Genomic DNA, 19798 nt, shown 5'->3' with positions numbered 1-19798 from the left:
CTACAGCCGTGAAAGGAACGATGATGAAGACATCCAAGATAACCACTTTATTGCTGACAGGCGTCATCACGGCGTTGCTGATCCTGAGCGGATGCAGTCTGGAGATCAACCCGGCGGCACCGGAGAACAACAGCACCCCAGCGAGCACCAGCGGGGGAAACCTTCGGGTCGTTTTTCTTGATGTAGGGCAGGGAGCTTCTCAGCTTATTATTTCCCCTTCCGGTAAAACGATGCTGATTGATGCCGGGAACAATGACAAAGAAGAGCTGATACTGCAATATATGGACCAATACGGCATCACCAAGCTCGACACGGTCATCGGAACTCATCCGGATGCCGATCATATCGGCGGACTGGATGCGGTCATTAACCACATTCCGGTGGGCCACATCTATATGCCGAAAGCACAGGCCAATACGAAAACGTTTGAATCCGTTCTGCGTGCCGTAAAAAATGCCAAACTGAAGGTACAAACGGCCAAGGCCGGGATCTCTTGGGATATGGACGATGAGGTTCATGTCGATATGCTGGCGCCCCGCAGAAGTTATGACGACTCGAATAACATGAGCGCTGTGGTGAAAATAACGTACGGCCGCACTTCTTTTCTGTTGACCGGTGACGCGGAGGCGGACAGCGAACGGGATATGCTTGACGCCGGAACGGATCTGCAGGCGGATGTCATGCTGGTGGGCCACCACGGCTCCAAATCGTCGACCACGCTCGCATTTCTCAAACGGGTTCATCCGAAGTATGCGGTCATACAGGTAGGTGCAGACAATACATACGGCCATCCGAAAAGCGTCATTCTAAACCGGCTGAAGCAGCAGGGCGTCAAGGTATACCGTAACGATCTTCAGGGAACGATTGAAGCGGAGTCGAATGGGCAGAAGGTGACATTCCGAACGGAAAGGTGAGAACGATGACGGGATATGTCGAAGGTTATGAAGGACCGTATTGCCGCATTGAAGTGGACGGTAACATCCAGGCCGTACCCCGTGAACAAGTGGATCCTCAAGTGAAGGCAGGAGACACGGTGGAACTGAGGGACGGAAAGTGGGTGACCGATCCGGCTGCAACGAAACGGCGCACGGACGAGATCAAAAAGCTGATGGACGATGTTTGGGAATCATAAAAAAACTCTTCGCCGGATGATGTGCTGATCGATCTTGCTCATCATCCCGAAGAGTTTTTTTGTATGATCAGGCGCTTCCTTTGGCACTGACCTTATGCGGTGGAACAAAACAGCACCGGCACCGCGGCTCGTAATCATCGGAATCCCCGATCATGATTACCGAGCCCAGCGGAGCGGGGTGGCCGTTGACAATCCGCTGTGTGAACACGGCTTCCGGGCTGCCGCATACCGCACAAAAGGCGGTCAGCAGCTGGATGTCGTCGGCCATGGCCAGTAGCCCGCCTATGTAGCCGAATTCTTTTCCACGATAGTCCAGATTCAGTCCGTCCACGATGACATGCTTCCCGCTGTATGCCAGCTCTTCCACCAGGCCAAGGATCGGCTTGCTGAAGAACTGAACCTCGTCAAAAGCGACCACATCCGCGTCAGCGGTTTCCGCCAAGATTTTGGCGGTGATGTCAGCGGTCAACTGCCGCGGAATGGAGATGGCTGGCAGCCGGTATCCGATCCGGCTGACGATTTCGTCCTTCGCGTAGCGCTGATCCTCCTCGGGCTTGTAAGCCACCAGCTTTTTCCGCCCGTATTGGATCAGTTTTTGGCACCGGCGGATAAGTTCACCCGATTTTTCGCTAAACATGGGTCCCGTAATTACGGTAATCCGTCCTTTATTCACGTTCAGCCTGCTCCTTTCCCGTTAGCATAACCCGTTCATGTTCTATATGATGACAAAACACGAAAAATTGCGACTTTTATAGAGTACCACAATTAAAACGGACATGGCTACAAAAATAACCGAAAGTGGCGTGCAGGCGTTTGGCCGTGGTATGGTTAATAGAAGAAGGATCGAATGAGCATTTGGAGGAGAAGGCATCATGCAGGAAAAAATAGAAGCTTATAAAGCAAGGATCGCTGAATTGACAGCAGAGCTCGGCAAGGACCCGCAAGTGGAAGAATTGGTCAGCAGTCTGCTCGCGGACCTCGAAGAAGCGGTTCAGCAAAACCATAAACTGCGGCTCACGCTGCTGAAATCTTCATCGAAGGAATCACGGATGTCCACCAAGCTGAGAGAGGCGCTGTACGAATAATTTATCCGGTCCGGTTCCTGACTAGTCGCTTGCTGCAGCTTTTGCGGCAAATTGGGATACACCAATTCGCATGATCCGCTATATCCTAAAGTGAGCAGGAATACATTGAAGCGGGGTGATTGGGTGAACCGGTCCACGGATAACAAGAAACGGCGCAAGCCGGCAAAACCGGTTGTAAAGTATGCCAAAGCCGGTGTGCCCCCGCCGAAATTGAGCCCGCAGCAAATCGCCATCATTGCGGGATTACTGAACAATTTCTTTGTGGTCGAATCTGTGCTTTACAACCGCGATAACGAGTTGAAGGTCGTCTTAACGAGCAGAACGCTAACGAATCTTCCGGTGCTGGGGAATCCGGAGTACGGATTGGTGAAGGAGGACATCGTTCTTGACATTATCGCCAGCGAAACCGATCAAGATTCGGACCAACAACAAAACCCCGTTCTGAGATAAATCTGCAGTCCGGGGTTCTTTGTTCGATTCCTGGTCTAGGAATCCGGCATTATGATGATTGTATGGGCGGTTTGGGCTTACGCTTCTCCTTGAAACGTGGCCCTACATAGTTTCGTTTGCGGTCCCGGAACAGAATCCAGCCGCCGAGAAAGCTCATCCCTGCCACGAACAGGAGCAGGCCGAGCACAAAATGTCCCCACGCAAACGACGGATGGGCGACGCTCGCATCGCCGTGGAGCGAATAATATTCGAATACCGCATCTTTCATAAACAAAAATCCGGTCATTGCCGCCAGTCCCGGAATGACGAGGATCAGGATGGCGATAAAGCGGGAAATAATCAGTTTCATGAAAAATCCCTTCCTGTTGGCCTGTTTTAGTCCACTATATCATAACTCGTCCGGCGAATCTTTGTCTATTTCCGGACATGTGATAACATTTTGTAATGCGGTGAAAACCGAGTACAATATAAAAGCGATGGAGTGCTTCTTACTCCGGGCACAACTTGTCATAAGTTATGCACCAAATGGTTTCAATATAAACATGTTAAGATGGGGGATGGACAATGACAATATCATGTGACGTAGCCGTTCTGGGCGGCGGTACCGGCGGTTATGTGGCTGCAATCCGCGCAGCTCAGCTGGGCAAGGAAGTCGTTATTATTGAAGCGGACAAGCTGGGAGGAACGTGCCTGCACCGCGGCTGTATTCCAAGTAAGTCTTTGCTGCGGAGCGCGGAAGTATACGCAGAGATCAAAGAAAGCGAGAGCTACGGCATCGAAACAGCAGGGGCCGCACTCAAATTTCCCAAGGTTCAGGCGCGGAAGGAAGCGATCGTAGATCAGCTGCACCAAGGGGTTCAGTACCTGATGCGCAAAAATAAAATTCAGGTGGTTCATGGAAAAGGGCGGGTCATCGGTCCTTCCATTTTTTCGCCGAAAAGCGGTGCCGTTGCTGTGGAGCTTGCAGATGGAGAGATGGAGACGGTGGTTCCGACGCATTTGATTATCGCCACAGGCTCCCGTCCAAGAGTGCTGCCTGGACTTGAACCCGACGGAATACATATTTTGACCAGCGACGAGGCACTACAAATGGAGGAGCTTCCGATGTCCATCATCATCGTCGGAGGCGGCGTGATCGGTGTCGAATGGGCTTCGATGCTGAACGATTTCGGCGTGGAGGTCACCGTCGTGGAGGCGGCGGGCCAGCTGCTGCCTGCAGAAGATGAAGAGGTGGCCCGTGAGCTTCAGAAGTCGTTTTCGCGCCGGGGCATCAAAATTGTTACCGGGGCTCAGCTGCAGACGGAGACATACGAAGCAGCGGATCATCAGGTGCAGATCGATGTGCTTGTCGGGGAAAAAACCGAACGGCTTCAAGCGGACAAGCTGCTTGTGTCGATCGGCCGCCAGGCTAATGTGGAGAATATCGGTCTGGAGAACACGGATGTCCGGGTGGAGCGCGGATTTATAGCTGTCAATAAACACTATCAAACCGGAGAATCCCATATTTATGCCATCGGCGACGTCATTGGCGGACTGCAGCTCGCGCATGCGGCAAGCCATGAAGGAATTGCGGCCGTCAACCATTTGGCAGGAGAAGAAGTTCACCCAGGGGATGCGGATCTGATTCCAAGGTGCGTGTACACAAGACCCGAAGTGGCCAGTGTCGGCATCACCGAGAAGGAAGCCCGCAACCGCGGATTCGAGGTTAAGGTCGGCAAATTCCCGTTCCAGGCCATCGGGAAGGCACTGGTACAGGGGAGCAAGGAAGGATTCGTAAAAGTAGTAGCTGATCCTAAGACAAACGACATTTTAGGCGTGCAAATGATCGGAGCCCATGCGACAGACCTGATCAGCGAGGCGGCATTGGCCCAATTTTTGAATGCAACCCCATGGGAGATAGGACAGATGGTGCATCCGCATCCGACGCTCTCGGAAATTTTGGGCGAGGCGATGCTGACGGTAGAAGGCAAATCCATCGGAATGTAAGACCAAAATTTAGAATCGGTTCTTTTCTTTCGCCGCGGTTATGATTATAATAGGGTTAAGCCAAGTCTTAGTACCAGGTTTTAATAGTAGATCAGGGACAGACTGCAGGCTCTAAAATAAGGAGGTACCTCCCATGAATGATCAGGGTACTGTTCACACGCCACATGAGCATGAGCAGCTTGGACTCAACAACGGCCAAGTCATCGACATGTACAGATATATGATGCTCGGGCGCAAATTTGACGAGCGTAACCTGCTGCTGCAGCGGGCTGGCAAGATTAACTTTCACGTATCGGGAATCGGTCAGGAAGCGGCCCAGGTCGCCGCAGCGTTTGCGCTGGATCGGGAAAAGGATTACTTTTTGCCTTATTATCGCGACTATTCATTTGTGTTATCGGTAGGAATGACTCCGTACGAGCTGATGCTGTCGGCCTTTGCGAAGGCTGACGATCCGAACAGCGGCGGGCGACAAATGCCAGGACACTTTGGCAGCAAGCGGCTGCGGATCGTAACGGGCTCAAGCCCCGTCACGACCCAAGTGCCCCACGCCGTAGGCGTAGCCTTGTCCGCCAAGATGAGAAAACAGGATTTCGTTTCGTTTGTCACTTTTGGCGAAGGCTCGAGCAATCAGGGGGACTTCCACGAGGGAGCCAACTTTGCGGGCGTTCATAAGCTGCCTGTGATTTTTATGTGCGAAAACAACCAGTATGCCATCTCGGTCCCGCTTCATAAGCAGATCAGCGGCAAAGTCAGCGACCGTGCGCTTGGCTATGGGTTTCCGGGCATCCGGGTGGACGGCAACGATGCGCTTGCGGTCTACAAAGCCGTGAAGGAAGCGCGTGAACGTGCTATCCGCGGTGAAGGACCTACGCTGATCGAAGCCTTGATGTACCGCTTGTCTCCGCACTCCACCTCGGATAACGACTTGGCATACCGTACCAAAGAAGAAGTGGAAGAGAACTGGAAAAAAGACGGCATTGTCCGTTTTAAACAATATTTGATCAGCTGCGGCATCTGGGATGAAGAAAAGGATGCGGACTTGCAAGCGCAGTTGGCTCTTGAGATCAAGGAAGCAACCGACTCGGCCGACAATGCTCCGTTCCCGAAACCCGAGGATACGCTGAAGCATGTGTATGCGGGCGATAGCGAAGAGGGGGTATACTAATGGCCGAAATGGAATATATCGATGCGATTCGTCTGGCAATGAAAGAAGAAATGGAAAAAGACGAAAACGTGTTTGTCCTCGGTGAGGATGTCGGCGTTAAAGGCGGCGTGTTCACGACGACAAAAGGCCTGCAGGACCAGTTCGGTGAGGAGCGGGTCATCGACACGCCGCTGGCGGAATCCGCCATCGCCGGCGTTGCGATCGGCGCGGCCATGGTCGGCATGAAGCCAATCGCGGAAATGCAGTACTCCGACTTCATGCTGCCGGCAACGAACCAAATTATCAGTGAAGCCGCGAAAATCCGCTATCGTTCCAACAACGACTGGAGCTGTCCGGTCGTCGTTCGTGCGCCGATCGGCGGAGGCATTTTCGGGGGATTATACCATTCCCAATGCCCGGAATCGATCTTCTTCGGCACCCCCGGTTTGAAAATCGTAGCGCCTTTTACCGCCTATGACGCGAAAGGACTGCTGAAAGCTGCGATCAACGATCCGGACCCGGTGCTGTTTTTTGAAAATAAAAAATGCTACCGGATGATCAAGGGCGACGTGCCTTTGGACGACTACACTGTACCGATCGGCAAAGCTAACGTGCTGCGCGAGGGGACCGACATCACGGTCATCGGCTACAGCATGCCGCTGCACTTCTGCCTACAAGCCGCCGAAGAGCTGGAGAAAGAAGAAGGCATCTCGGCCCATATTCTGGATCTGCGCTCCCTGCAGCCTCTGGACCGTGAAGCCATCATTGAGGCGGTCCGCAAAACCGGCAAGGTGCTGATTGTACACGAGGACAACAAAACGGGCGGTGTGGGCGCCGAAGTGTCCGCCATTATTTCGGAAGAATGCCTGTTCGACCTCGATGCGCCGATCAAGCGGCTGTGCGGTCCGGACGTACCGGCCATGCCGATCAGTCCGCCGATGGAAAAGTTCTTTATGCTGAGCAAGGATAAGGTCAAGCAAGCCATGCACGAACTGGCGGTTTATTGAGAATTGCCGTATGAAGGAGTGAAAATATGTCAAATCAAAAGTTTACCGATATGGTGATGCCGCAGCTGGCAGAATCGCTCGTGTCCGCCACCATCGCCAAATGGCTGAAGCAGCCTGGCGATAAGGTGGAACAGTATGAGCCGATCTGTGAGGTCATCACCGATAAGGTCAACGCGGAAATCCCGTCCACGGTGGACGGGATTATGGGAGAATGGGTCGCCGAGGAAGGCCAGACCGTCGCCGTCGGCGAGGTCATCTGCCGCATTGCGGCGGCAGGCGCCGCGGGGGCTCCGCTGGAGGAACGGCCGCAGTCGGAGCCGCGTACTACACCGGCCCCGGTACAGGCTGAAGCCTCTGGAGACCAGTCGATGCGCGGCCGGTATTCTCCAGCGGTGCAAAGCCTGGCAGCCGAGCATGGCGTGAACCTGAGCGCCGTCCAAGGAACGGGCATGGGTGGACGGATTACCCGCAAGGATGTCCTTGCCTATATCGAGAACGGCGGTGCGGCAGCGGAAACCGGCCGGGCTGAGGAAGCTCCGGTGAAGAGAGAGGTTCATTCTCCGTTCGAAGGGCTGCCGCATGCCAATCCTGCGGTCCGTCCGGAGCAGTACATCCCGGTTCCGCCGGCATCCAGCCGGCAGTCAGGTCTGCATATGACCGAATCGCCGCGTATTCCGGCCGTGGAACTCGAGGACCAGAACGGGCGCGCCGAGACGATGATCGACGTCACCCCGATCCGCAACGCCATTGCGACGAACATGCGCCAAAGTGTGTCGGAAATTCCGCATGCCTGGACGATGATCGAGGTCGACGTGACCAACCTGGTGCTGCTGCGCAACAAATTGAAGGATGAATTTAAGCGCAGAGAGGGCTATAATTTAACCTATCTGGCGTTTCTTCTGAAGGCTGTGGTCAATGCGATCAAGGATTACCCGATCATGAACTCGGTCTGGGCGGTCAACAAGATCATTGTGAAACGGGACATCAACATTTCCCTCGCCGTCGGGACGGAAGACTCCGTCATGACACCGGTTATTCAACGGGCCGACCAGAAAAACATTGCCGGTCTCGCCCGTGAAATCGAAGAACTGGCGACCAAAACGCGGCAGGGCAAGCTCAAGCTGGAGGATATGCAGGGCGGCACCTTTACGGTGAATAATACCGGGTCGTTCGGTTCGATCCTGTCTTACCCGATTATCAACTATCCGCAGGCGGCCATCCTGACCTTCGAATCGATCGTGAAGCGGCCTGTCGTGATCAATGACATGATCGCCGTCCGTTCGATGGCGAATATCTGCCTGTCGCTGGACCACCGGATTTTGGACGGAGTCATCTGCGGACGCTTCCTGCAGCGCGTGAAGGAAAACGTGGAGGGCTATACGCTGGATACCAAAGTTTACTAAATGAAAAGTCTTCGAAAGCTTGGTCATCATCTGAAAGGGCGTGAAGCAGTCATGACAACCAAACTTGAAGTATCCTATACGCCGATGATGGATTATGGTGCGGCCTGGGATTTGCAGAAAAGCATCGTCAGCCGCATAGACCTTGGAGAGCAGCAGGAAACCCTGCTGCTCTTGCAGCATCCACCGACGTATACGATCGGATCGCAGCGGCACCCCGAGCATCTCTTGCTCAGCAAGGAACAGCTGGAGCAGCAGGGCATCGGGCTGTTTGAAATCGACCGCGGCGGAGACATCACCTACCACGGTCCGGGGCAGCTGGTCGGCTATCCGCTGCTGCTGCTGGCGGGCAAGGAAGGACTGGATCTGCACGGTTATTTGCGCAATCTGGAGCAGGTTATCATCAATTACCTTGCGCATTACGGGATCGAGGCAGGCCGCAAGCCCGAATATACGGGTGTCTGGGTAGGCGATCTGAAAATTTGCGCTATCGGGGTCAAATTCAACAAGTGCAAACACCAAAGAGGGTTCGTGACCAGCCACGGGTTTGCCTTCAACATAACGTCCGGCATTCAAAACGAAGGCTTTCAGGGAATTATCCCGTGCGGAATTCAGGAGTATGGCGTCACGTCGCTTGAGGACTGCATTGGAAAGCCGATTGCGGTCGAGCAGGTGGCGGAGGAGATTGTTCCGTTCTTTACCGAGGTATTCGGATTTGAGGCCGTTTCAGCCCAAGGGGCAGAGGAAAGCCCGCTGAAATCAGCGGGCCATTAAGGACTCGACGAGCCCAAAGACGACGGATCCGACCATGGCAATGAGCATGAGGTATACAAAAACGCGAAACCATTTTTTTCGTTGCATAAATAGCTCCTTTATTCATCATTAATGAAGGCTCGATGTCGAGCCGGGACAACCTATGTACTATTGTAACTTAACGCCGAAGGAGAGGAAAGTCCATTGATTAAACAAGACCGTTTGATACAGGAGTTTATGGAATTGGTTCAGGTGGACAGCGAAACAGGCCATGAAGCGGAGATCGCCGCGCTGCTCAAGCAGAAATTTACGCAGCTTGGACTTGAGGTCGTTGAAGACGACTCCCAGGCCAAAACCGGACATGGCGCCGGCAACCTGATCGTGACCTGGAAGGGGGAAGGCGGCACGGAAGCTCCGAAGCTATTGTTCACCTGCCACATGGATACCGTAGCCCCAGGTAAAGGGATCAAGCCAGTCCTGGGAGAAGACGGTTGGATCCGCAGCGACGGGACGACGATTCTGGGGTCGGACGATAAAGCGGGCCTGGCGGTTCTGCTTGAGACGATCCGCGTTATCCAGGAGCAGAAGCTTCCCCATGGACAGATCCAATTCGTAATTACCGTCGGTGAGGAATCTGGACTGCTGGGAGCACGTTCGATGGATCCGCAGCATTTGGATGCTGATCTTGGATTTGCTCTCGATTCCAATGGAGAGGTCGGATCGATTGCCGTTGCGGCACCAACCCAGGCTAAAATCCAAATGAAGATTTTTGGCAAATCGGCGCATGCCGGCGTGAATCCGGAAGACGGAATCAGCGCCATTCAGGTCGCCTCCAAAGCGGTGTCGCGAATGAAGCTGGGCCGGCTCGACCAGGAGACGACAGCAAACATCGGTAAATTTTCCGGCGGTGGAGCGACCAATGTGGTGTGCGATTTTGTCCAGCTTGATGCGGAAGCGCGCAGCATCGTACAGGAGAAGGTAGATCAGCAGATCGCCCACATGCGGGAAGCGCTCGAAACGACCGTCCGCGAGTTCGGCGCCCAGTGTGAGTTCCGGAGCGAAATCGTGTATCCCGCGTTTAATTTCAACGAAAACGATCCTGTGGTGAGCCTGGCCAAACGTGCAATTGAGCGCCTTGGACTGAGCGGAAGAGTGTTCCGTTCGGGCGGCGGCAGCGACGCCAACATTTTCAACGGGCTTGGAGTTCCTACGGTGAATCTGGCCATCGGCTATGAGGACATACATACGACGAAGGAACGGATCCGCGCGGAGGATATGGTCAAAGCGGCTGAAATGGTGCTCAGCATCATTCAGGAAACCGTCAAATAAAGCTTTAACCCTATACAGCAGAATGAACCTGCACAAACAGGCTGTTCCATGCATGCGGCAAACCGCGCTGGAACAGCTTTTTTGCTGGGGTCATCCTTCTTCAGGGGCAAACGGGTAGGCTTGCAGGTTAGTGAACATAACGCCGGCGATCCGCGGCAGGATGATTTCTGCGCTGTGCCGGGGTCCATACTGTATGCCAGCTGGTGGATTGGATAATTTGCAGGGCCAGGGTGATATTCGTCAAATATTCGTCAATTTGAAAATACAGTTCACTTCCGATCACTTGACGTTCCTGTCTGTGATCCAAAGAGCTACGTGTCTCCTCCAGGAAGCAGGAGGCTGCCGCAAACCGTGCCAAGGAGTGGGACGGATCCGTTGCATAGATCGACTCGAACAGCTGCGCTGCTTTGGCGAAGTCACCTTGATCGTACAGCATTTCAGCGGCGATAAAGCAAAGTTCAAGCGAGCTCTGGCTTCTCTCGTGCGTCGGAATTCCCTCCAGTTTGTTCAGGAGCTTTTTGGCCTGTTCCACATAGCCCTCCCGGTAAAGGGTATAAATCAATTCGCTGGATTCATGGAACGAGGGATCGGGCTGAAGGGACATCCCAATGTCCACCATGCCGAGCACAATCGCTGATTTGGCTGTTTCCAGCCGGTTAAACCTGGACAATTCGGGCAATCCCCGTCCCTCCTGAAGCGCACAGCAGCACAAATATGCCGCATGGGATGCGGTAACGGAATGGGAAGCTGACTTGACCACGACCTTGTCCGGATCCATCGTGCACTGCGTCAGCCGCGCGTGCGCTTCCTTGAATTGATGGGTGTGAATAAGGCACAAAATATAAATGAGTTGAACGGATTCATTGAACCGTACGTCATTCGTATAACGGCTTAGAATGCCGAAGGCTTCCTCGTACGCGCCTAGATCCGCCAGCGTTTGGCCGACCTGCAGTTCGGTCGTGTCTGAGAGCGGGACCATTTCCAGAAGGCGCAGGCTTATTTCCGCATCTGTCTTTCCGGCGTTGTAGAGCAGTGCTCCCCATTCCGCGAGCGTTTTCCGATGATGCTGTCCGAGATTGACCGCCCGGCGGAAAGCTTCTTCGGCTTCCTCGGTACGGCTGCATGCATATAAGAGCCTTCCGTACTCGAGCCATCCCTGTGCTTCGTCAAAGCTTTCAGCATAGGGCAAACTTCTGGAATTATCATGTGCATGCGTCAGAGCCGTCCGAATGTGCGTCATCGCCTCACTGTTGTGTCCGCGCGATTTATACCATAATCCCAGCTTAAAATGCAGGGACGGGGAATTCGGGTAGGCTTGCAGCAGCGTTATCAATTCATCTTTGGTCATAATTGTACCCTCCAATATATAGAACAACCTGGTGAGTGAATAGTTGGCGGGAATGCTAAAAAAATGTTTAAAAAGTTAAATCGCTTACAGTTTTCAGATCATATCCGAAAAACCTGGGGATTTCGGGGGATATTAAAGGACAAAGATTCATCCGTCCCTTAATGATCCCGCCGGGAGGAAGCGAGCGATTGCAAAATGTGCTGCAGCGGCGTGTCGGGGTTCCATTCCTTCTGCAATTGGCGGAGCATGATTTTAATCTGCCAGGCCCGTCCTACCATATGGACCGAGTTCGCTGTACGGTAACTTTTCATGAAGGGATCCCTCTTTCCTTGGGGTGAAGTTTGTTATAATAAGACCATATGTGTCAGCATGGCCAAAAATGCTAGGTTTTAAATATAAGAGGTTGTTGAGCACGTACTATAAGGAGGATCATAGAATGAAAGAGTCTTTGCCACATATGAAGAAACCGTCCAAACATCTCGAGGAAGAGACCCTGTCCACCGAATCTATTTTTCAGGGAAAGGTCGTATCTTTGCAGATTGACAAGGTCCGGCTTCCCGACGGCAAAACGGCTGCACGGGAAATCATCCGACACCCCGGTGCGGTAGCTGTTCTGGCCATCAAGGATGACCGGATCATTCTGGTCGACCAGTATCGCCAGGCCATGGGACGGTGCGAACTTGAAATCCCGGCAGGGAAGCTGGAGCCAGGGGAGGACCCGATGGAAGCCGCCAAGCGTGAGCTTGTGGAGGAAACGGGGTATACATGCGGCCGCCTGGAGCTGCTTCACTCCTTTTATACTTCTCCCGGGTTTGCCGATGAGGTGATCCACCTCTATGTGGCTCATGATCTTCAAGAGGGCGAAGCGGCGCCGGATGAAGACGAGTTCGTGGAGCTGTTGGAATTGACGATGGAAGAGGCGCTTGAGGCGATTTCGCAAGGCCGGATCAGCGATGCCAAGACACTTATGGCGGTGTACGCCTGGAAGTTGAACAAGCTGACGGGTGAATTCCGCGTATGAGCAGTCCGGAACGTGTCAGTCACCAAGAGCTTGCATACGAGTCGGATATGTTGAGCGAATACTTTGCGGATCTGCACATCCATATCGGCAGGACGAACGACGGGCATGCGGTCAAAATCAGCGGCAGCTCCAATCTGACGTTCGCGAACATCGCCAAGGAAGCGTCGGAGCGCAAAGGGATCGAGCTGGTGGGCATTATCGACTGCCACTCGCCGGTCGTTCAGAAGGACATTATCGACTGCCTGGAATCCGGTGAAATGAATGAAGTGCAAGGCGGTGGGATCGCCTACCGGGGAACCACGATTCTTCTGGGCTCCGAAATTGAAATCTATGAACAGGGAAGAGGCGCTGCGCATCTGCTCGTTTACTTTGCGGACCTGTCGACGATGCAGGCCTTTACGGCCTGGATGTCGGGCCATATGAAGAACGTAAACCTCAGCTCACAGCGCATTTACGTTTCCGGTCGGGAGCTGCAGGCCAAGGTATACGACATGGGAGGCATCATGATTCCCGCCCACGTGTTCACTCCGCATAAAGGCCTGTACGGCAGCATGACGCCACGAATGGAGCATGTGCTCGACCCGGGGCTTGTGAGCGGAATCGAGCTTGGGCTGAGCTCCGATTCGGAAATGGCCGGACTGATATCGGAGCTCGATCCGTATACGTTTGTAACCAACTCCGATGCCCATTCCCTGGGTAAAATCGCCCGCGAGTACAATCGGATCCGTTTGGCGGAGCCGACCTTTGCAGAATTCCGCAAGGCGATGGAGAGGGCGGACGGCAGGTGCGTGACAGGGAACTACGGCCTCAATCCGCGTCTGGGCAAGTATCACCGTACCTATTGCCATGGCTGCAGCCGCGTGTTGGACATCGAACATGGGGGAGCAGGCTGCCCCTTCTGCGGCAGCACCAAGCGGGTACAGGGGGTGCTCGACCGGATCCTCGATATCGCCGACCGCAAGGAGCCGTACATGCCTGCCTTCCGGCCGGCATATCATTACCAGGTTCCGCTTGAGTTCATTCCGGGTCTCGGCAAGGCCAAAATGAAGCTGCTGCTGGAGCGGTTCGGTACGGAAATGTCGATTCTCCACCATGCTGCTGAAACAGAAATTGCCGAGGTCGTGGGCACCGATTTGGCGCGGATGATCGTCATGGCCAGAAACGGCACCCTGAAGCTGACCTCGGGCGGAGGGGGAACTTACGGGAAAGTGGAAGGGACGTCCATGCCCAAGACATAGTTTGGGACCTGCCTTCATACAGTAAGGGTATGCGATTGGAAAGGGGAGAAACTGCATGCGAGCTTTCCGCCATGCCCTGAAAGAACAAAACATCCTGTATATTTTTGTCGCCGTACTGTTTCTGGTTGGAGTCATCTTCGGCGCGCTCATGGTCAATGCTCTTTCCCTTGAACAGCAGCAGGACTTGGGACGGTATTTGGGCAATTTTTTCGTAACCGTTAATCAGGGAGCGGAGGCCGGACAGCCTGCGCACTCCTACTGGGACATCGCCGGGCTGCATTTGAAATGGGTTGGGCTGATTTGGATTCTCGGCCTGTCGGTCATCGGCCTGCCGGGCATTCTGATCCTCGATTTTTTGAAAGGCGTTCTGGTCGGCTTTACGGTTGGCTACCTGGTCGGCCAGTTTTCGTGGCACGGTCTGCTGTTTGCGCTGGTGTCGGTGGCTCCGCCGAACCTGCTTATCATTCCGGTGCTGATCGTTTGCAGCGTATCGGCGATCGCCTTTTCGCTTCATATTATTAAAAACCGGGTGATGCTCCAGCGTCCGGGCAACATTACCCGCCCATTTGCATCGTATGTCGGGATGACGCTCGTCATGGGCCTGATCATGCTGGGCATCTCCTCGTTTGAAACCTGGGTGACTCCCACGATGATGAGATGGGTGACGCCCATGCTGATCCACGCTCCGGCCATCTCCGGCATGTGAGGCAAAAGCGTTTGACTTTGTTTGGCAACTCCCCATATAATGAGAGAAGCGGTTATAGATAGGTGCAGAGATTTTCCTGTGGGGAGGGAGACAATGGAAGCACGGATCGATAAAATCAAACAACAATTACAATCCCAGGGCTATAAGCTGACACCCCAGCGGGAAGCTACCCTCAGAGTACTATTGGAGAATGAAGAAGACCATCTGAGTGCGGAAGACGTATTTATGCTTGTGAAAGAAAAGGCTCCGGAAATCGGTCTGGCAACCGTGTACCGTACCTTGGAGCTGCTGAGCGAGCTGCATGTCGTCGAGAAGATCAACTTTGGCGACGGTGTAGCCAGATACGATCTACGCACCGATACGGCCAAGCATCACCATCATCATATGATCTGCGTGAAATGCGGGAGCATGGATGAGATCCGCGAGGACTGGCTTGGACCGCTGGAAGAGCGGGTTGAACGGGAATTCAATTTCACCGTTTCGGACCACCGTCTTGATTTCCACGGGGTATGCTACCGTTGTAAGGCGAAGGAAGACAACGGCGGCAGCGATGACAAGTAATCATACAACGATTTTATAATATGATCTTGACGATCAAAGCTCTCTGCCCGGCATGCTGCCGGAAGGGGGCTTTTTTGGTCGGGGCGTCCTGGGGCATACATAAGGACAAACGTTCATATGCTGGATATAGCAAGGATGAACGGGAAGGAGAGGCGTCTCCTTCAAGAATGTGAGGTGCTTCCGGGATGATCATTCCGCTGCGAAAATGGCTGTCCGTGCTAAAGTTTCTGATCGTGTTTGTTTCTTTGGCCTATATGTTCTACCATGTGCTGACCCTGTTCACCGCATGGATCACGCCGGTGGACCATTACCGCATTCCGGAGGGGCATGCCGTCAAGGCGTTCCAGTCCGGTGACGGGAAGCAGGACGGTGAGCGGATGGGGGACAGGCTCCGTTTTTATTTTTGGTATGGTGAATAATGCCTCCGGCAGGGGACGTCCGCCCTGCTGTCGAAGTAGAACAGGACGAAGATACGTCAATCCAAAATGAACCCGAAGGAGCTGTTTCACAACATGATGCAGTATGTACAGCCCTTCATTCGGTACATCCGTGAGGAGAAAGGGCTGTCCAGTAACACACTTGAATCGTACACCCGTGATGTCCGTCAGTTTGTGGAATTTGTAGAGGAACGGGGGCTGAACTCGGCGGATCAGGTCAAACGGACGCATATCCAAATGTATTTGAACCTGAAGAAGCAGGAGCGCATGGCCCCGGCGACGCTCGCCCGCAAGCTGGTTTCCGTACGGTCTTTTATTCATTATTTGATCCGGGAATCCGTCATCCGGCAGGATCCGAGTCTTGGACTCGACGCTCCCCGGCTGGAGAAGAAGCCTCCAAGAGTTTTGTCCATCGGGGAAGTGAACCGGCTGCTGGAAGCCCCCGATGTTTCCGCACCGCAGGGGCTTCGGGACAAAGCCATGCTGGAACTGCTCTACGGTACCGGTTTGAAAGTATCGGAGCTCATCTCCCTGAACGTGGACAATGTCAATTTGGACATGCATTTCCTCCGCTGCACAAGCAGCGCTGGCAAGGAACGGGTGCTTCCGATCAATGGGATTTCGGCCGGGGCGGTCAAGGAGTATATAACCGGAATGCGGGATCCGCTCGTACGGGAAACCTCCTCGGACGACAGAGCCCTGTTTCTGAACCTGACCGGCAGCCGCCTGACGCGCCAGGGATTCTGGAAGGTGTTGAAAAAATACGCCGCTGATGCGGAGATCGAAGGCGAGATTACGCCGCATACGCTCAGGCATTCATTTGCCGCGCACCTGCTGGAGAACGGAGCCGATCTGCGCTCCGTACAGGAGATGCTGGGGCATGCCGATATGGCGACGACTCAAATGTACACCACAAGTACGAAAAGAACGATGAAGGACGTTTATGAAGAGCACCATCCCCGTGGACGGGATCATTCCAATACCGATTAGGAGAGATTATACGCATGTCAACGACACAGCTGAAGCAAATTCAAGAGGCAGCCGCCTTTATCCAGAGTAAGGGAGGCGTTCAACCGGAAGTGGGCCTCATACTCGGTTCCGGTCTCGGAATACTGGCTGACCTGATCCAGGACGGCATATCCATTGCCTACGAGGATATCCCTCATTTTCCGGTGTCGACGGTGGAAGGCCATGCGGGAGAGCTTCTACTCGGTACCATTGAAGGGCGAAGCGTCGTCTTAATGAAGGGACGCTTCCACATGTATGAGGGTTACGGCCCGGAAGTGACGGCTTTCCCGGTAAGGGTCATGAAAGAGCTCGGCGTGAAGAGCCTGCTGGTGACCAATGCGGCCGGCGGAATCAACACGGCTTTCGAGCCGGGAGACCTGATGGTCCTGACCGACCATCTGAACCTGACCGGCCGGAATCCGCTCATCGGCGCGAACGACCCTGCGCTTGGCGTCCGCTTCCCCGATATGTCCGAGGCGTACAGCCGGCGGCTCCGCCAGCTCTTGAAGGACACGGCCGCGTCGAAGAACATTCCGATTCGCGAAGGCGTATATGCCGGTCTGCTTGGACCGACGTACGAAACGCCGGCCGAAATCCGTATGCTGCGCACGCTGGGTGCAGACGCTGTCGGCATGTCGACGGTTTCGGAGACGATCGTGGCCCGGCACGCCGGCCTGGAAGTGCTCGGCATTTCCTGCATCAGCAACATGGCGGCGGGCATTCTGGACCAGCCTTTGTCCCATGAAGAGGTCATGGAAACGACCGAAAGAGTCCGCGAGAAGTTCCTCGGCCTGGTGCTTGCGGTCATCCCTCATATGTAATATGCACGACCCGTTTATTCAAAGCAGCCCCCGCAGGATACATCCTGCGGGGGCTTTTGCATTTTTCAAAAATAATTCGGCGTAAGCCGCCCCTGGCATGGAATATTTTCCTGTGATCCTGACGAAACTGAAAGACAGTAACCATTTCAATTGAACCATATAGAAATGAACTAAAGAAATGAAAGTTATAGGCCGTATCATGGCCTTAATAACAGGAAGTTCAATGAAAAAGCTTTAGTTCAATCTATACAATAGGTCAGGAGGGGACTTATTTTGAAAAAAACGATACTGGCGCTCGCGCTGTCCTTCGGGCTGTCCACGGTGGCGCTGCCTTATCTGGGGTATGCCGAAGAAGCGCCAAAAGGCGGTCAGGCTCCGGGCGTGGAGCTGGCGGCGAATGCTAGGTCAGCCATCCTTATGGATGCGGATACGGGAACGGTCATTTATGAGAAGAACAGCCATGATAAACTTCCGCCGGCAAGCATTACGAAAATTATGACCATGCTGCTGACCATGGAAGCCATCGACGAGGGCAAGCTGAAAATGACCGATATGGTCCGGACGAGCGAATATGCGGCGTCGATGGGCGGTTCGCAAATATTCCTTGAGCCGGGTGAAGAGATGACGGTCAACGAAATGCTCAAGGGCATCGCAATGGCTTCCGGCAACGATGCCTCGGTGGCGATGGCCGAAAAAATCGCCGGCACGGAGCAGGCCTTTGTCCAAATGATGAACGACAAGGCACAGGAGCTGGGGCTGAAGGATACCCATTTCGTGAACTGTAACGGGCTTCCTGCCGAGAACCATTACTCTTCGGCGCACGATATCGCGGTGATCAGCCGTGAACTGTTGAAGCATTCGGAAATTACGAAATACACCGGTTCCTATCAGGATTATTTGCGAAAAGATTCCGAAAAGCCCTTCTGGCTCGTGAATACGAACAAGCTGGTCCGCTTCTATACTGGGGCCGACGGTCTCAAAACGGGGTACACCTCCGAGGCGAAGTTCTGCCTCTCGGCTACGGCCAAGAACGGCAACCTGAGAGCGATCGCCGTGGTGCTGGGCGAGCCTAACACCAAGACACGGAACGAAGAAGTGTCCAAAATGTTCGACTATATGTTTGCCCAGTACAGCACGCATACCATTTTCAATCCGGGTGACGTGATGGGTACGGTAAAGGTGAACAAGGGCAATTCGAAGGAACTGACCTTGAAGGCCGGACAAACCTACAGCGTTCTGACAAAGAAAAACGCCAAGGCAGCGGACATCCGCCACGAAATGGTCGTTCCGAAGGAGATCAAGGCTCCGGTCCAGCAGGGACAGGTTCTCGGTAAATTGGTCGTCTACGAGGGCGGCAAGGTGCTGAAGGAATTTGAGCTGAAGTCGCCGGAGACGGTGGGCAAGGCCGGATGGTGGAAGCTGTTCAAACGGACGACATCAAAATTGTTTCTTGTAGATTGATAGCGGTTTTCTTCTAGTTTTGTCGTGATGCAGGAATCCGGTTTTACTCCGTAGAAATCGTTGTTCATGACAGGGAGGAGAGTGAGCAAACGTGAATCTGCAAGTGGAAATGGAGCATCACCGCAATATCTTGATTGTGCGCTTATCGGGAGAGCTCGATCACCATACGGCTGACCATGTCCGCATGAAAATGGATGAGACGATCCAGCGCGGACTGACAGACCATCTGGTGCTCAGCCTGAAAAATTTACAGTTCATGGACAGCTCAGGCCTGGGTGTGATCCTCGGAAGGTATAAGCTGATCAAGGCCAAGGGCGGCAAAATGGCGGTGTGCGACGTCAATCCTACCGTCTACCGGCTGCTCGATATGTCCGGCTTGTTCAAAATTATGCCCATTTACGATAACGAGGGTCATGCGCTCTCGGGTCTGGAGGTCGTGTCATGAGTAAAGAAAAGGCCATGGAACGCAATTTCATGACGCTCCAATTCGCAGCCAAGTCGGAAAACGAATCGTTCGCCCGTGTGACGGTGGCCGCCTTCATTTCACAGCTGGACCCGACCATGGATGAGCTGAGCGACCTGAAGACGGTCGTTTCCGAAGCGGTGACCAACAGCATCATTCACGGGTACGACAGCGATCCCGAGGGGATTGTCACGATCACTGCGGAAATTGTGGGAGATACCGTCACTCTGACCGTGGAGGATCGGGGAAGAGGCATCGAAGACCTGGAGCTTGCCAAGCAGCCCCTGTATACGTCGAAGCCGGAGCTGGAACGGTCGGGCATGGGCTTTACGATCATGGAGAACTTTATGGATGAATTCGAGGTATCCAGCGAGCCCGGTTCCGGAACATCAATCAAGATGAAGAAGAGGATCGAATCTAAGAAAGCTTTGTATAATTAGGGGTTGGG

At 53.8% G+C, this 19798-nt stretch carries 25 protein-coding genes; 20 read left to right on the top strand and 5 right to left on the bottom strand.

What is annotated here, in order from left to right; translation table 11 throughout:
- Window positions 1-23: 23 nt before the first annotated feature.
- Both ABIE48_RS20285 and ABIE48_RS20280 read left to right on the top strand, forming a co-directional pair.
- The gene (locus ABIE48_RS20285) at window positions 24-914 is read left to right on the top strand and encodes a ComEC/Rec2 family competence protein (protein WP_260869339.1); all 891 of its coding nucleotides are present in this window, start codon (window positions 24-26) and stop codon (window positions 912-914) included.
- Window positions 915-919: 5 nt separating this feature from the next.
- On the top strand, window positions 920-1132 hold the full coding sequence (locus ABIE48_RS20280; RefSeq protein WP_145024598.1) for a DUF3006 domain-containing protein: 213 nt from the start codon (window positions 920-922) through the stop codon (window positions 1130-1132).
- Window positions 1133-1199: 67 nt separating this feature from the next.
- On the opposite strand, the gene ABIE48_RS20275 is transcribed toward ABIE48_RS20280, so the two are convergent.
- Entirely contained in the window at window positions 1200-1805 is a 606-nt protein-coding gene (locus ABIE48_RS20275; RefSeq protein ID WP_084203876.1) for a thymidine kinase, read from the bottom strand.
- A 199-nt stretch (window positions 1806-2004) separates the two neighbouring features.
- Here ABIE48_RS20275 and ABIE48_RS20270 point away from each other — a divergent pair, with 199 nt between their 5' ends.
- On the top strand, window positions 2005-2217 hold the full coding sequence (locus tag ABIE48_RS20270) for a hypothetical protein (protein ID WP_145023824.1): 213 nt from the start codon (window positions 2005-2007) through the stop codon (window positions 2215-2217).
- A 105-nt stretch (window positions 2218-2322) separates the two neighbouring features.
- Complete coding sequence (locus ABIE48_RS20265; RefSeq protein ID WP_076170031.1) at window positions 2323-2667, top strand: hypothetical protein; 345 nt, start codon at window positions 2323-2325, stop codon at window positions 2665-2667.
- A gap of 49 nt (window positions 2668-2716) precedes the next feature.
- Here ABIE48_RS20265 and ABIE48_RS20260 read toward each other — a convergent pair whose 3' ends face one another.
- Window positions 2717-3016, bottom strand: a complete 300-nt coding sequence (locus ABIE48_RS20260) for a DUF2627 domain-containing protein (protein WP_145023828.1) — start codon at window positions 3014-3016, stop codon at window positions 2717-2719.
- Between the two features lie 215 nt (window positions 3017-3231).
- Between ABIE48_RS20260 and lpdA the strand changes: the two genes are divergently transcribed.
- The 5 genes from lpdA (at window position 3232) to lipB (ending at window position 8978) form a co-directional block, all read left to right on the top strand.
- A complete protein-coding gene (lpdA, locus tag ABIE48_RS20255; RefSeq protein ID WP_192715631.1) occupies window positions 3232-4653 on the top strand; it encodes a dihydrolipoyl dehydrogenase in 1422 nt (473 codons plus the stop codon).
- Between the two features lie 133 nt (window positions 4654-4786).
- The gene (locus ABIE48_RS20250; RefSeq protein WP_145023832.1) at window positions 4787-5818 is read left to right on the top strand and encodes a thiamine pyrophosphate-dependent dehydrogenase E1 component subunit alpha; all 1032 of its coding nucleotides are present in this window, start codon (window positions 4787-4789) and stop codon (window positions 5816-5818) included.
- Entirely contained in the window at window positions 5818-6804 is a 987-nt protein-coding gene (locus tag ABIE48_RS20245; protein WP_145023835.1) for an alpha-ketoacid dehydrogenase subunit beta, read from the top strand. Before ABIE48_RS20250 ends, ABIE48_RS20245 begins: the two co-directional genes overlap by 1 nt.
- A 26-nt stretch (window positions 6805-6830) precedes the next feature.
- Window positions 6831-8207, top strand: coding sequence for a dihydrolipoamide acetyltransferase family protein (locus ABIE48_RS20240; RefSeq protein ID WP_145023837.1), 1377 nt, complete (start codon window positions 6831-6833; stop codon window positions 8205-8207).
- Window positions 8208-8258: 51 nt separating this feature from the next.
- A complete protein-coding gene (lipB, locus tag ABIE48_RS20235) occupies window positions 8259-8978 on the top strand; it encodes a lipoyl(octanoyl) transferase LipB (protein ID WP_145131926.1) in 720 nt (239 codons plus the stop codon).
- Here the strand turns inward: lipB and prli42 are convergent.
- Complete coding sequence (gene prli42, locus ABIE48_RS20230; RefSeq protein ID WP_076170037.1) at window positions 8964-9065, bottom strand: stressosome-associated protein Prli42; 102 nt, start codon at window positions 9063-9065, stop codon at window positions 8964-8966. The two genes, lipB and prli42, sit on opposite strands and share 15 nt — an antisense overlap.
- 96 nt (window positions 9066-9161) lie before the next feature.
- Between prli42 and ABIE48_RS20225 the strand changes: the two genes are divergently transcribed.
- Window positions 9162-10286 carry a tripeptidase T gene (locus ABIE48_RS20225; protein WP_192715630.1) on the top strand — a complete coding sequence of 375 codons (1125 nt, stop codon included), beginning with the start codon at window positions 9162-9164 and terminating at the stop codon, window positions 10284-10286.
- A gap of 127 nt (window positions 10287-10413) precedes the next feature.
- On the opposite strand, the gene ABIE48_RS20220 is transcribed toward ABIE48_RS20225, so the two are convergent.
- Together ABIE48_RS20220 and mciZ are read right to left on the bottom strand one after the other, a co-directional pair.
- Window positions 10414-11634 carry a tetratricopeptide repeat protein gene (locus tag ABIE48_RS20220; protein WP_192715629.1) on the bottom strand — a complete coding sequence of 407 codons (1221 nt, stop codon included), beginning with the start codon at window positions 11632-11634 and terminating at the stop codon, window positions 10414-10416.
- 158 nt (window positions 11635-11792) lie between these two features.
- A complete protein-coding gene (mciZ, locus tag ABIE48_RS20215; RefSeq protein ID WP_076170040.1) occupies window positions 11793-11945 on the bottom strand; it encodes a Z-ring formation inhibitor MciZ in 153 nt (50 codons plus the stop codon).
- A 125-nt stretch (window positions 11946-12070) separates the two neighbouring features.
- Here mciZ and ABIE48_RS20210 point away from each other — a divergent pair, with 125 nt between their 5' ends.
- From ABIE48_RS20210 to spoIIAB, 10 genes are all read left to right on the top strand, one after another.
- Entirely contained in the window at window positions 12071-12655 is a 585-nt protein-coding gene (locus tag ABIE48_RS20210) for an NUDIX domain-containing protein (RefSeq protein WP_354519560.1), read from the top strand.
- 47 nt (window positions 12656-12702) lie between these two features.
- Entirely contained in the window at window positions 12703-13893 is a 1191-nt protein-coding gene (locus tag ABIE48_RS20205; protein ID WP_192715851.1) for an endonuclease Q family protein, read from the top strand.
- A gap of 55 nt (window positions 13894-13948) precedes the next feature.
- The gene (gene spoIIM, locus ABIE48_RS20200; protein WP_089548079.1) at window positions 13949-14599 is read left to right on the top strand and encodes a stage II sporulation protein M; all 651 of its coding nucleotides are present in this window, start codon (window positions 13949-13951) and stop codon (window positions 14597-14599) included.
- 93 nt (window positions 14600-14692) lie between these two features.
- Window positions 14693-15160 carry a ferric iron uptake transcriptional regulator gene (fur, locus tag ABIE48_RS20195; protein ID WP_076170043.1) on the top strand — a complete coding sequence of 156 codons (468 nt, stop codon included), beginning with the start codon at window positions 14693-14695 and terminating at the stop codon, window positions 15158-15160.
- 185 nt (window positions 15161-15345) lie between these two features.
- Entirely contained in the window at window positions 15346-15579 is a 234-nt protein-coding gene (locus ABIE48_RS20190) for a DUF4227 family protein (RefSeq protein WP_089548078.1), read from the top strand.
- A gap of 93 nt (window positions 15580-15672) precedes the next feature.
- Window positions 15673-16587: a site-specific tyrosine recombinase XerD gene (xerD, locus tag ABIE48_RS20185; protein ID WP_192715628.1), complete on the top strand. Its 915-nt coding sequence runs from the start codon at window positions 15673-15675 to the stop codon at window positions 16585-16587.
- A gap of 14 nt (window positions 16588-16601) precedes the next feature.
- Entirely contained in the window at window positions 16602-17426 is an 825-nt protein-coding gene (locus ABIE48_RS20180) for a purine-nucleoside phosphorylase (RefSeq protein ID WP_089548077.1), read from the top strand.
- 273 nt (window positions 17427-17699) lie between these two features.
- On the top strand, window positions 17700-18887 hold the full coding sequence (locus ABIE48_RS20175) for a D-alanyl-D-alanine carboxypeptidase family protein (RefSeq protein WP_089548076.1): 1188 nt from the start codon (window positions 17700-17702) through the stop codon (window positions 18885-18887).
- A 91-nt stretch (window positions 18888-18978) separates the two neighbouring features.
- Window positions 18979-19332 (top strand): anti-sigma F factor antagonist, encoded by a 354-nt coding sequence (spoIIAA, locus tag ABIE48_RS20170; RefSeq protein WP_076170047.1) that lies wholly within the window; start codon window positions 18979-18981, stop codon window positions 19330-19332.
- Entirely contained in the window at window positions 19329-19790 is a 462-nt protein-coding gene (gene spoIIAB, locus ABIE48_RS20165) for an anti-sigma F factor (protein ID WP_076170048.1), read from the top strand. Before spoIIAA ends, spoIIAB begins: the two co-directional genes overlap by 4 nt.
- The last annotated feature ends 8 nt before the right edge of the window (window positions 19791-19798 follow it).

This window comes from Paenibacillus sp. OAE614 (assembly GCF_040546645.1).
In the GTDB taxonomy this organism is placed as follows: Bacteria; Bacillota; Bacilli; order Paenibacillales; family Paenibacillaceae; genus Paenibacillus_AQ; species Paenibacillus_AQ favisporus.
Note: the sequence above shows the minus strand (reverse complement) of the source record. Positions and strands in the feature narration are given on the sequence as shown.

What these genes read in the sequence shown, in the direction of transcription:
- ABIE48_RS20285 (WP_260869339.1), top strand. Translation starts at nt 24, where the DNA reads ATGAAGACATCCAAGATAACCACTTTATTGCTGACAGGCGTCATCACG.
- ABIE48_RS20280 (WP_145024598.1), top strand. Translation starts at nt 920, where the DNA reads ATGACGGGATATGTCGAAGGTTATGAAGGACCGTATTGCCGCATTGAA.
- ABIE48_RS20270 (WP_145023824.1), top strand. Translation starts at nt 2,005, where the DNA reads ATGCAGGAAAAAATAGAAGCTTATAAAGCAAGGATCGCTGAATTGACA.
- ABIE48_RS20260 (WP_145023828.1), bottom strand. Translation starts at nt 3,016, where the DNA reads ATGAAACTGATTATTTCCCGCTTTATCGCCATCCTGATCCTCGTCATT.
- lpdA (WP_192715631.1), top strand. Translation starts at nt 3,232, where the DNA reads ATGACAATATCATGTGACGTAGCCGTTCTGGGCGGCGGTACCGGCGGT.
- ABIE48_RS20250 (WP_145023832.1), top strand. Translation starts at nt 4,787, where the DNA reads ATGAATGATCAGGGTACTGTTCACACGCCACATGAGCATGAGCAGCTT.
- ABIE48_RS20245 (WP_145023835.1), top strand. Translation starts at nt 5,818, where the DNA reads ATGGCCGAAATGGAATATATCGATGCGATTCGTCTGGCAATGAAAGAA.
- ABIE48_RS20240 (WP_145023837.1), top strand. Translation starts at nt 6,831, where the DNA reads ATGTCAAATCAAAAGTTTACCGATATGGTGATGCCGCAGCTGGCAGAA.
- lipB (WP_145131926.1), top strand. Translation starts at nt 8,259, where the DNA reads ATGACAACCAAACTTGAAGTATCCTATACGCCGATGATGGATTATGGT.
- prli42 (WP_076170037.1), bottom strand. Translation starts at nt 9,065, where the DNA reads ATGCAACGAAAAAAATGGTTTCGCGTTTTTGTATACCTCATGCTCATT.
- ABIE48_RS20220 (WP_192715629.1), bottom strand. Translation starts at nt 11,634, where the DNA reads ATGACCAAAGATGAATTGATAACGCTGCTGCAAGCCTACCCGAATTCC.
- mciZ (WP_076170040.1), bottom strand. Translation starts at nt 11,945, where the DNA reads ATGAAAAGTTACCGTACAGCGAACTCGGTCCATATGGTAGGACGGGCC.
- ABIE48_RS20210 (WP_354519560.1), top strand. Translation starts at nt 12,071, where the DNA reads ATGAAAGAGTCTTTGCCACATATGAAGAAACCGTCCAAACATCTCGAG.
- ABIE48_RS20205 (WP_192715851.1), top strand. Translation starts at nt 12,703, where the DNA reads ATGTTGAGCGAATACTTTGCGGATCTGCACATCCATATCGGCAGGACG.
- spoIIM (WP_089548079.1), top strand. Translation starts at nt 13,949, where the DNA reads ATGCGAGCTTTCCGCCATGCCCTGAAAGAACAAAACATCCTGTATATT.
- fur (WP_076170043.1), top strand. Translation starts at nt 14,693, where the DNA reads ATGGAAGCACGGATCGATAAAATCAAACAACAATTACAATCCCAGGGC.
- ABIE48_RS20190 (WP_089548078.1), top strand. Translation starts at nt 15,346, where the DNA reads ATGATCATTCCGCTGCGAAAATGGCTGTCCGTGCTAAAGTTTCTGATC.
- xerD (WP_192715628.1), top strand. Translation starts at nt 15,673, where the DNA reads ATGATGCAGTATGTACAGCCCTTCATTCGGTACATCCGTGAGGAGAAA.
- ABIE48_RS20180 (WP_089548077.1), top strand. Translation starts at nt 16,602, where the DNA reads ATGTCAACGACACAGCTGAAGCAAATTCAAGAGGCAGCCGCCTTTATC.
- spoIIAB (WP_076170048.1), top strand. Translation starts at nt 19,329, where the DNA reads ATGAGTAAAGAAAAGGCCATGGAACGCAATTTCATGACGCTCCAATTC.